Annotated in this window: 12 protein-coding genes; 1 reads left to right on the top strand and 11 read right to left on the bottom strand. The window is 69.7% G+C overall.

Going from position 1 to position 9,897, the window contains the following annotated elements:
• A partial coding sequence (locus VGD44_RS11690) for an amidohydrolase family protein (protein WP_331087126.1) occupies positions 1-505 on the top strand: 505 nt, incomplete at its 5' end.
• Here the strand turns inward: VGD44_RS11690 and VGD44_RS11685 are convergent.
• The 11 genes from VGD44_RS11685 to VGD44_RS11635 form a co-directional block, all read right to left on the bottom strand.
• Positions 502-1,257 carry a Crp/Fnr family transcriptional regulator gene (locus VGD44_RS11685; protein WP_331087124.1) on the bottom strand — a complete coding sequence of 252 codons (756 nt, stop codon included), beginning with the start codon at positions 1,255-1,257 and terminating at the stop codon, positions 502-504. The two genes, VGD44_RS11690 and VGD44_RS11685, sit on opposite strands and share 4 nt — an antisense overlap.
• A gap of 67 nt (positions 1,258-1,324) precedes the next feature.
• Positions 1,325-2,467 carry an acyl-CoA dehydrogenase family protein gene (locus tag VGD44_RS11680; protein WP_331087122.1) on the bottom strand — a complete coding sequence of 381 codons (1,143 nt, stop codon included), beginning with the start codon at positions 2,465-2,467 and terminating at the stop codon, positions 1,325-1,327.
• Positions 2,468-2,523: 56 nt separating this feature from the next.
• Positions 2,524-3,093 carry a ribosome biogenesis GTP-binding protein YihA/YsxC gene (yihA, locus tag VGD44_RS11675; protein ID WP_331087128.1) on the bottom strand — a complete coding sequence of 190 codons (570 nt, stop codon included), beginning with the start codon at positions 3,091-3,093 and terminating at the stop codon, positions 2,524-2,526.
• Positions 3,094-3,170: 77 nt separating this feature from the next.
• A complete protein-coding gene (yidC, locus tag VGD44_RS11670) occupies positions 3,171-4,964 on the bottom strand; it encodes a membrane protein insertase YidC (RefSeq protein WP_331087120.1) in 1,794 nt (597 codons plus the stop codon).
• Positions 4,965-5,009: 45 nt separating this feature from the next.
• Complete coding sequence (rnpA, locus tag VGD44_RS11665) at positions 5,010-5,375, bottom strand: ribonuclease P protein component (RefSeq protein ID WP_331087118.1); 366 nt, start codon at positions 5,373-5,375, stop codon at positions 5,010-5,012.
• Between the two features lie 157 nt (positions 5,376-5,532).
• Positions 5,533-5,667, bottom strand: coding sequence for a 50S ribosomal protein L34 (gene rpmH / locus VGD44_RS11660; protein WP_068877158.1), 135 nt, complete (start codon positions 5,665-5,667; stop codon positions 5,533-5,535).
• A gap of 74 nt (positions 5,668-5,741) precedes the next feature.
• Positions 5,742-6,491: a type I methionyl aminopeptidase gene (map, locus tag VGD44_RS11655; RefSeq protein WP_331087112.1), complete on the bottom strand. Its 750-nt coding sequence runs from the start codon at positions 6,489-6,491 to the stop codon at positions 5,742-5,744.
• 10 nt (positions 6,492-6,501) lie between these two features.
• Complete coding sequence (locus VGD44_RS11650; RefSeq protein ID WP_331087110.1) at positions 6,502-7,482, bottom strand: NADPH:quinone oxidoreductase family protein; 981 nt, start codon at positions 7,480-7,482, stop codon at positions 6,502-6,504.
• A gap of 2 nt (positions 7,483-7,484) precedes the next feature.
• Entirely contained in the window at positions 7,485-8,528 is a 1,044-nt protein-coding gene (locus VGD44_RS11645; protein WP_331087108.1) for an alpha/beta hydrolase, read from the bottom strand.
• Positions 8,528-9,151 (bottom strand): TetR/AcrR family transcriptional regulator, encoded by a 624-nt coding sequence (locus VGD44_RS11640; protein WP_331087106.1) that lies wholly within the window; start codon positions 9,149-9,151, stop codon positions 8,528-8,530. Before VGD44_RS11640 ends, VGD44_RS11645 begins: the two co-directional genes overlap by 1 nt.
• Before the next feature lie 195 nt (positions 9,152-9,346).
• On the bottom strand, positions 9,347-9,897 hold a 551-nt coding region (locus VGD44_RS11635), incomplete at its 5' end, for a methyl-accepting chemotaxis protein (protein ID WP_331087104.1).

Below are 9,897 nucleotides of genomic sequence, written 5' to 3'. Positions count from 1 at the left end.
GATCCTGGGCGGCGTCGACACCATCGAGCACGTGAGCCTGATCGACGACGAGGGGATCAAGCTGGCCGTCCAGAAGGGGACCTGGCTCGGCTTCGACATCTACAACACCGACTACACCCAGGCCGAGGGCAAGAAGAACGGCGAGCTGGAGGACAACCTGCGCAAGGACCGCGAGATCGGCGGCATCCAGCGGGACAACTACCGCAAGGCCCTGAAGGCCGGCGCGCGGATGATCTTCTCTAGCGACGCCGGCGTGTTCCCGCATGGCCTTAACGCCAAGCAGTTCGAGGTGATGGTCCGCTTCGGCGCGACCCCGCTGCAGGCGATCCAGTCGGCGACCCTGAACGCCGGGGAGGCGCTGGGCTGGGAGAAGGACGTGGGCCAGGTCGCCAAGGGCTTCTGGGGCGACCTCGTGGGCGTCCAGGGCGACCCGCTCAGCGACGTGACCGTGCTGGAGAAGCCGGTGTTCGTGATGAAGGGCGGCGGGGTCGTGAAGCGGCCCTAGACCGCCACCTCCGGCAGGAGCTCGGCGAAGTGGGCCTCGACGGCGGCGTAGCACTCGCAGGCGACGCGCTCGAGGCCGGGGCGATCGATCACCTCCAGCCCGCCGCGATAGGTGCGGATGAGGCCCCGGGCCTGCAGGTCGCCGGTGATCGCGGTGACGGTCGTGCGCTGCACGCCCAGCATTTCGGCCAGCGACTCCTGGGTCAGGTGGATGACCTTGTCGCCGGCGCGGTCGTGGACGGCGAGCAGCCAGCGGGCGCAGCGCTGGTCGGCGCGGTGCAGCGCGTTGCAGGCCACCGACTGCATGACTTGGGCGAGCAACGCATCGGCATAACGCGAGAAAAGGTCGCCGAAGCGGCGCGAGCCGGTCTTCGCGGCCTCCAGGTGGCTGGTGGAGATGGCGTAGGCGTCGCCGGGGATCTGCACCACCGCGCGCCCGAAGGCGGGCTTGTGGCCCTCGCTCACGATGCCGCCGATCGCGCCCTCGCGGCCGATGGTGGCGGCCTCCACTTCGCGGCCGTCGCGCGTGACGATCAGCAGCGAGGCCATGGTGCGGTGGCACGGGAAGTAGGTGGTGACCACGTCGTCGCCCGGCTCGAACAGCACCTTGCCGCGCGCCAGGGCCACCGGCTCCAGGTGCGCCTTCAGGACATCGAGGTCGCGGTCTGACAGCGCCGCCAGCAGGCGGTTGCTGCGGTGGACGGGGCCGCGCGAACCGACGTCGCGCTCGGAGGCGAAGACCGCGCCGCTCATCGGTGGAACTCCCCGTAGCCCAGACCACGGAGAAACGCTGGGCGGCCCTGCTTGTTGCGCGGTGCAGTCAGATCGTCCGCGCCACGACCTCCTTCATGATCTCGGACGTCCCGCCGTAGATCCGCTGCACGCGGGCGTCTCGCCACAACCGCGCGATCGGGTACTCGTTCATGTAGCCGGCGCCGCCATGCAGCTGCAGGGCGGCGTCGCAGACTTCCCACTGCAGCTCGGTGTGGAACAGCTTGGCGGCCGAGGCCTCGGCGGCGGTGAGCTTGCCTTCGAGGTGCCGCGCCATGGCCCAGTCGAGGTGCGCCCAGCCCGCCTGCATCTTCGCCTTCAGCCCGGCCAGGGTGAAGCGGGTGTTCTGGAAGTCGAAGACCGTTTGGCCGAACGCCTTGCGGTCCTTGGTGAACTTCACGCCCTCGTCGAAGGCGCGCTGGGCGGCGGCCTGCGCCTGCACGGCGATGCCCAGGCGCTCCTGCGGCAGCTGGTTCATCAGCTGGGCGAACCCGCGGCCTTCCTCGCCCAGGCAGTTGGTCACCGGCACGCGGACGTCCTCGAAGAACAGCTCCGAGGTGTCGGCGGAATGCTGGCCGATCTTGTCGAGGTTGCGCCCGCGCTTGAACCCCTCGCGATTGGCCTCCACCAGAACCAGCGACACGCCCTTGGCGCCCTGGTTGGGGTCGGTCTTGGCCACCACGATCACCAGGTCGGCGTTCTGGCCGTTGGTGATGTAGATTTTCGAGCCGTTCACGACGTAGTGGTTGCCGTCGCGGATGGCAGTGGTGCGTACGGCCTGCAGATCCGAACCCGTACCCGGCTCGGTCATGGCGATGGCAGTGATGGCCTCGCCCGAGACCATCTTGGGCAGCCACTCGCGCTTCTGCTCCTCGGAGCCGTAGTTGACGATGTAGTCGGCGACGATGTCGCTCTGCAGCGTAATGCCGGCCGACGAGCCGGCGTAGAACAGCTCCTCCGAGATCACCGCGTTGAAGCGGAAGTCGAGGCCCAGCCCGCCGTACTCGGCCGGCACGCCTGGACAGAGCAGGCCCGCTTCGCCGCAGGCCCGCCAGAAGTCGCGCCCGACGATCCCCTCGTCCTCCCAGCGGTCGAGGTTGGGCGTCAGCTCACGGTCGTAGAACTTGCGCACCTGGTCGCGGAACAGGTTGAGCTCCTCGTCGAAGACGGGGCGGGCGGACATGTCGATCATGGGGGTTCCCCGAAGCGTTCGCCGCCAGTTAGCGCGGTGACGCTGGGGATGCCTAGCTAGACGGTGCAGGCCGCCAGGATCTCGGCGCGGAGTTCGGGGATGCCGGTGCCCTTCTCGGCCGAGGTGGCGGCCACGCGCGGGAAAGCGGCCGGGCGCTTGGCGATCTTTCGCAGCGTCTCGGCGAGCACCTGGTTGACGTCGCGCTGGCTGCGCAGCTTGTCCGCCTTGGTGAGTACGATCTGGTAGCTGACGGCGGCCAGGTCGAAGGCCTCCATGGCCTCGAGGTCGACGTCCTTAAGGCCGTGGCGCGAGTCGATCAGCAGGTAGGCGCGCTTGAGGTTCGGCCGGCCGCGCAGGTAGGCGCGGCCCAGATTCTGGAACTTGTTCTTCTCGCCGCGGCCGACCTTGGCGAAGCCGTAGCCGGGCAGGTCGACAAGCCGCAGGGTCTCGTCGGCCACGAAGAAGTTGAGTTCGCGCGTGCGCCCCGGCGCCGTCGAGGCGCGCGCCAGGTGCGTGCGGCCGGTGACGGCGTTGATCAGCGAGCTCTTGCCCACGTTGGAGCGGCCGGCGAACGCCACCTCGGGCAGGTCGGGCGGCGGCAGGCCCTCCATCGACACGGCGCCCATCAGGAACCGCACCGGATGGGCGAAGAAGACCCGCGCCGCCTCCAGCGCGTCGGCGTCGAAGACGGCGTCTTCGGTGGTCACCCGACTTCCTTGGGCTTGCCCGAGAACCGCCGGATGATCTGGTCGATCGGGTTGTCCACCTTGAACCGGCGCATGATCACGTACTGCTGCAGCACGGTCAGGCAGTTGGACCACGTGTAGTAGACGAGCAGGCCAACCGCGAACTGCGCCATGATGAAGGTGAAGAGCAGAGGCATGAACTGGAAGATCCGCTGCTGCACCGGGTCGGGCGCGGGCGGGCTCATCGAGGTGGTGAGCCAGGTGGTGAAGCCGTAGAGGATGGGCAGCACGCCGATGTGCAGGAAGCCGGGCGGCGAGCCGTAGGCCAGCATGCTGCCGATGAGGGGTAGCGTGCCCGGATCCCACGGGATCAGGCCGAACAGGTTGAACACCGTCGTCGGGTCGGGCGCCGACAGGTCGCGGATGTAGCCGAAGAACGGCGCGTGCCGCATGTCGATCTCGAGCTGCAGCACCTTGAAGAGGGCGAAGAACACCGGGATCTGCAGGAAGATCGGCAGGCAGCCAGCCAGCGGGTTGACCTTCTCGCGCTGGTAGAGCGCCAGGAGCTCCTGCTGCTGCTTCTGCGGGTCGTCCTTGTACTTCGTGCGCAGCTCCTCCATCGCGGGCTGCACCTTCTTCATCTTCGTCATCGACTCGTACTGCTTGTTCGCGAGCGGGAAGAAGACGAGGCGGACCACGACGGTCAGGGCGAGGATCGCCAGGCCGAAGTTGCCGACGTAGCCGTAGATCCAGGACAGGAACTGGAAGATCGGCCGGGTCAGGAACCAGAACATCCCCCAGTCGATGGCCTCATCCAGGTTCTTGATGCCCAGCTTGGCCTGGTAGTCCTTCAGCACCGGGTTCTGCTTGGCGCCGGCGAAGACGTGGGTGGTATGGGTGATCTGGCGGCCGGCGGGGATCGCCTTGGCCTGGCCCACGTAGTTCGCGTCGAGCAGATTCACGCCCGGCGCCTCGGTGAGCCGGTACTGGCCCTGGATCCGCTCGTTCTGGGCCGGGATGACCGCCGCCAGCCAGTAGTGGTCGGTGATGCCGATCCAGCCGCCGGTCGACGCGTAGGCGGGGCTGGAGCCGTCCTTCTGCCACTTGGCGTACTTGAGCGGCCGGCGCTTGTCCTGGAGCCAGCCCATGCCGCCTTCGTGGACGACGCTGTTCTTGCCCAGGCCCGGCGGCACGCCCTGGCGCACGACCGAGCCGTAGGGGGCCAGCGTGATCGGCTGGGCGCTCGTGTTCGCCACGGTGTCGGTCACCGTGAACATGTACCGGTCGTCGATCGCGATGGTGCGCGTGAAGGTCAGGCCCTGGCCGTTGGTGTAGGTCAGGGTCACCGGCTGGCCGGGCGCCAGCGTCGAGCCCTTGGCGAGGGTCCACTGCGTCTGCGGGCCCGGCAGGCCCGGCACGTTGGCGCCGGCCCAGCCGATCTCGGCGAACCAGGCGTACTGCGTGCCCTCCGGTCGGAACAGTTCCACCGGCTGCGGTTCATCCAGCGTCTGGCGGTACTTCACAAGGTAGAGGTCGTCGATCCGGGCGCCCTTCAGCGACAGCGAGCCCTTGAGCGACGGCGTGGCGATCTGCACGCGGGGCGAAGCGGCGACGGCGGCCTGGCGGGTGACTGCGGTCGGCAGCTGCGGCGCCGCGGGCGCGCTGGACGCCGCCGCGGCGGGCGCCTGACGCGCGCGCTCCTCGGCCTGGCGCTTGGCCTGCGGGTCGATGACGAACACCTGGTAGACCAGGAGCAGGAGGGCCGCCGCCACGAAAAAGATGATCGTGTTGCGGGTGTTGTCGTCTCTCATGGTGGGACGCAGGTTTCCGTCGGAGGGAGGGGCGGGGCCGTTCGTCTACACTTGGGGGGCCGCGCGGTCGGCGGCGAGCCTTATCAGCGCGGTTTTCACATCGTCAAGCAGACGGTCCCAGGGGCGGCTTATGGTCCCGCCACGGGCAATTAGCACATAGTCGACGCCGGGCGCGCCGAATTGCGGCAGCAGCAGGCGGGCGGCCTCGCGCATCCGGCGCTTGGCCCGGTTGCGTTCGACGGCTCCGCCGATGCGCTTGGTGGCGGTGAAGCCCACCCGAATGCGATCGTCGTGGTCGCCCCGCGCAAGGGCCTGCACGACGACGGCCCCCTTCGCGAACGAGGGGGCCTGGGCGCAGGCGAGGAACTCGCTGCGCTTCTTCAGTTTCTCGATGGTGGTCGGGGCGTTCAACTAAGACTGTCATCCCGGTTTTGGCGAAGCCAAAGACCGGGACCCATCAGCGTCGACTCGTCAAGACGGCCCACAGCGTCGCCGCTGCGGGCTTCCAAATGGGCATCGGTGTTCATGGGTCCCGGTCTTCGCCTGCGGCGAAACCGGGATGACAACCTTAGGCGCTCAGGCGCTTGCGGCCCTTGGCGCGGCGGCGCGCGAGGATCTTCTGGCCGTTCTTCGTGGACATGCGAAGGCGGAAGCCGTGACGGCGCGCACGCACCAGGCGAGAGGGTTGGAAAGTGCGCTTCACGAGAAGGCTCCGGGGCGAAAATCGAGCGGCGGTGGATAGTGGAAGGGGGCGGGGCTGTCAACCACCTCCGCCGGTTAGTCCGCCAGCGTCACCACCACCGGTCCGCGGCGCGTGGCCACAAGGGTGTGCTCGTACTGCACCGTGGGCTCGCCTCCCCGCGGGCGCAGCGTCCAGCCGTCGTCGCGCTCCTCGACCCAGTTCGCGCCCAGCGACAGGAACGGCTCCAGGGTGAAGACCAGGCCCTCGGTGATCTTGCGGCGTTCGGAGCGGTCGACCCAGGTGGCGATCTCGGTGGGCTCCTCGTGCAGCGAGGCGCCCACGCCGTGGCTCGCGAGGTTCTTCACCAGGCTGTAGCCGTTCTTCCGCGCGAAGGCCTCGATCTCGCGGCCAGGGGCGTTGAGGTCGGCGCCGGGGCGCACGGCGCGGATGCCGGTCCACAGCGCGCGGCGGCCGTCGCGGCACAGGCGTTCCACGCGGTTCGAGACCGGCGGCACCGCGAAGCTCGCGCCGGTGTCGGCGAAGAAGCCGTCCAGCTCGGCCGAGACGTCGATGTTGATCAGGTCGCCCGCCTGCACCACCCGCTCGCCGGGAATGCCGTGCGCCACGTCGGGCCCCACCGAGATGCAGGTGGCGCCCGGGAAATCGTAGGTGAGCTCGGGCGCCGAACGCGCGCCCTCGGCCTCCAGCAGCGCCCGACCCAGCGCGTCCAGCTCGCGGGTGGTCATCCCGGGCTCCAGCGCCTCGCCCATGGCCTTCAGCGTCCGCGCCACCAGGCGCCCCGCGGCCTTCAGCTTCTCCAGGTCGCCTTCGTTGCCGATGGTCATGCTTCAGTCCTCACAGGTCCGGCCGGATGATCGTCTTGCCGACCACCTTGCGCTGGGCGAGAGTCTCGAAGGCCTCGCGCCAGTCGTTCAGCGGATACTCGCGGTCGACGCGGGGGCGGACCTTGCCCTCCTCGGCGAGCTTCCAGATGGCCTCGTTGTTCTCTCGGCCCTTTTCCGGGAACTGGCGCCCGTACTCGCCGGCACGCACGCCGTGGACCGAGAAGCCCTTGATCAGCGCGATGTTGACCGGGAGCACCGGCAGCCGGCCGCTCGTGAAGCCGATGGACAGGATGCGGCCGCCGAAGGCGATGCAGCGGATCGACTCGTCGAAGACGTCGCCGCCCACCGGGTCGTAGATCACGTCGGCGCCCTTGCCGCCGGTGAGTTCCTTCACCCGCTCGCGGAAGCCGTTCGTGACGTTCACGGTGGCGTCCGGGGCGTACTCCAGCTCGATGACCGACAGCTTCTCGTCCGACGCCGAGGCGGCGATGACCTTGGCGCCCAGCAGCTTGGCGTAGTCGACGGCGGCCAGACCCACGCCGCCGGCCGCGCCGTGCACCAGCACCCACTCGCCGGGCTGGACGTTGGCGATGCGGGTGAACGCCACGTAGGCGGTCAGGTAGGCCACCGGGTAGCCCGCCGCCTCGCCGAAGGTCAGCGCCGCGGGCTTCTTGCGCAGCGTGGCGGCCGGCAGGATCGCGAACTCGGCAAAGCCGCCGCGACCGCCCGAGCAGACCTCGTCGCCGACATGGAAGCCCGTGACGCCTTCGCCCAAGGCGTCCACCTCGCCCGCCAGTTCCATCCCGCCCACGAACGGGACCTCGGGCTTGTGCTGATGCTCGCCGCGGGTCTGCATCAGGTCGGGGAAGTTCACGGCCGCCGCGCGCACCCGGATGCGCACCTGGCCGGGGCCGGGCTCGGGCGTCGGGATCTCCTTCACGACGCAGCCGGCGTAGTCCGGGGCCAGACGCTCGACCACCAACGCACGCATGTTCAGACGGCCTCCCGCTCCTTGAGCGCGTCCCGGACCAGGGCGGCGATCTCGCGGCAGGCCGCGTCGGCGGCCGGCACGGCGCCGGTGAAGGCCGTGAACGCGTGGCAGAGGCTGTCGTAGCAGCGGTACCGCACGGGAACGGAAGCGGCCTTGAGCGCCCTGGCGTAGGCCTCGCCCTGGTCGACCAGCGGGTCGAAGCCGGCCGTGGCGATGACGGCGGGCGCGAGGCCCGTGAGGTCGGCGGTGCGCAGGGGCGACAGGCGCGGGTCGGCCGGGTCGGCGTCGGGCGTCATGTAGTGGCCCAGGAACCAGTCCATCACCGGCCGGGTCAGCGGGAAGGCGTCGGCGTAGGTGTTCATGGACTCCGTCTCGGAGGCCACGTCGGTGCAGGGATAGACCAGCAGCTGCAGCGCCGGCTGCGGCTCGCCCGTCCGCTTCAGCTCCTGGCAGACGATGGCCGCGAAATTCCCGCCCATGGAGTCGCCGCCGATGGCCACGTCGCTCGCGCCGTAGCCGGCGGCCTGGTCGCGCGCCCAGCGGTAGGCGGCCAGCACGTCCTCCAGGCCCGCCGGGAAGCGATGCTCAGGGGCCAGGCGGTAGTCGAGGCTGAGCACCGGACAGCCCACGATCCGAGCCAGGAGGCCGCAGAAGGCGTGGCTGGTGTCGAGGCTGCCGATCACCCCGCCGCCCATGTGCGCCCAGACCATCAGCGGCGCGGCCGGGTCCTGCGGGTGCGGGCGGTAGAGGCGGGCCGGGATGTCGCCCTCGGCGCCGGGGACGCTGAGCGCTTCCGCGGTCACGCCGGGCTCCAAGTCGGCGCTGAACGCCGAGAGCGCCGCCTCGCCGCGGCGCGCCTCTTCCGGCGACAGGGTCTCCATGGGCGGGGACTTCTTCGCCCGGGCGGCCAGGAACTGCAGCCGCGGGTCCAGTGTGCGGCCGCCCTGGTAGACGACGCCCCCGCCGGCCATCAGCCGCAGGAGGGGGGCGGGGAGCGAGAGGAGGGTGCGGACGACGAGGCGCTGGGCGGCGGGCGAGGCCGCCATCAGCGCTTGTCTCCGGGCAGGCCCATGACGCCGCCCAGGATCATCGCGATGGCGAAGTCGGCGGCCGCGGCCGTGTCGATCGGGCGGCGCATCAGCATCTTGTCGCAGACCTCGCGGGCGACGCCGATGCACGAGGCGGCCATGTATTCGGAATCGGCAAGCGGGCCCTTGCCTTCGGCGATGGCGTCCTCGATGGCGTCCTTCACCTCGGCGAAGACGGCGGCCATCTCGGGAGTCTCGCCGTGGATGTGCGGCTGCATCTCGCCGGCCGGCCGGCGCGCCATCCAGCTCACGTGCTCGTCGGCCATGAACTCGAAGTAGGCGACGATGGCCTCGCGCACGAACTCGCCGAAGCTGGTCCCTTTGCCGCGCAGGCCCTTCAGGATCGGCGCGAAACGCCGCGCGCCGTCGTCGGCCAGGGCGGCGAACACCTCTTCCTTCGAGCGGTAGTAGTTGTAGAACGTGCCGGCCGCGAGGCCCGTGCGGCGGATGATGTCGCGGACGGTGGCGGCCTCGTAACCCAGCTCCCCGAAGACCTCGCGGGCCGCGTCCAGGATCGCCTGGCGATTCTGGACCTTGGTCTGCTCCCGCTTGCCGACGGTGAGATAGGCGACCTGAGACATTCTCTTCCTGACGCGACGCAAAAGGTGACGCGCGTCATTCTAGAAGGCCGGGAATGCTTTCCGCAAACGGAAAGGGGCGTTGCGGCCGGCGCAATGGTTCGGGCGCCTCAAAAGCAAGGGCCGGCGCACGTATGGTCCCGTGCGCCGGCCCGCCGACTTCGGGCGTGTATGGTCCCACGCCCTCGTTCGGATCCCTTAGAACTCGGTCCAGTCGTCCTCGGCGATGGCCGTGTTCCCGGCGGTGCGGAACGAACCGCCCGCACGGGAGCGCGACGCGGGGGCTTCCCGCGACGCGGCCGAGGCCTGCTCCGTCGCCGCGCCCTGGCCCACCTGGAAGCGCGACACCAGGCCGAACAGCTCCTCGGTCTGGCCGGCCAGCATGCGCGAGGCCGCGGTGGTCTGTTCCACCATGGCGGCGTTCTGCTGGGTCACCTGGTCCATCTGGTTCACCGCGGTGTTCACCTCGGCGATGCCCGTGGCTTCCTCCTTGGCCGACTGGGCGATCTCGCCCACCAGCTTCGAGATGTCTTCCACGTGGGCGATGATCCGGTGCAGGGCCTGGCCGGTCTCGCCGACCAGGTTCACGCCTTCCGCCACCTGGCTGGTGGAGGTCGAGATGAGGCCCTTGATCTGCTTGGCGCTTTCGGCCGAGCGCTGGGCGAGCGCGCGGACTTCCGAGGCCACGACCGCGAAGCCCTTGCCGGCGTCGCCGGCGCGAGCCGCTTCGACGCCGGCGTTCAGGGCCA

Source organism: Phenylobacterium sp. (genome assembly GCF_036402295.1).
Classification (GTDB): Bacteria; Pseudomonadota; Alphaproteobacteria; order Caulobacterales; family Caulobacteraceae; genus Phenylobacterium.
Note: the sequence above shows the minus strand (reverse complement) of the source record. Positions and strands in the feature narration are given on the sequence as shown.

Bases quoted from the DNA above. Each gene is read 5' to 3' on its own strand.
- yihA (WP_331087128.1), bottom strand. From the start codon at position 3,093: ATGGGCGCCGTGTCGATGGAGGGCCTGCCGCCGCCCGACCTGCCCGAG.
- VGD44_RS11680 (WP_331087122.1), bottom strand. From the start codon at position 2,467: ATGATCGACATGTCCGCCCGCCCCGTCTTCGACGAGGAGCTCAACCTG.
- VGD44_RS11685 (WP_331087124.1), bottom strand. From the start codon at position 1,257: ATGAGCGGCGCGGTCTTCGCCTCCGAGCGCGACGTCGGTTCGCGCGGC.
- VGD44_RS11640 (WP_331087106.1), bottom strand. From the start codon at position 9,151: ATGTCTCAGGTCGCCTATCTCACCGTCGGCAAGCGGGAGCAGACCAAG.
- yidC (WP_331087120.1), bottom strand. From the start codon at position 4,964: ATGAGAGACGACAACACCCGCAACACGATCATCTTTTTCGTGGCGGCG.
- VGD44_RS11650 (WP_331087110.1), bottom strand. From the start codon at position 7,482: ATGCGTGCGTTGGTGGTCGAGCGTCTGGCCCCGGACTACGCCGGCTGC.
- map (WP_331087112.1), bottom strand. From the start codon at position 6,491: ATGACCATCGGCAACGAAGGCGACCTGGAGAAGCTGAAGGCCGCGGGG.
- VGD44_RS11645 (WP_331087108.1), bottom strand. From the start codon at position 8,528: ATGGCGGCCTCGCCCGCCGCCCAGCGCCTCGTCGTCCGCACCCTCCTC.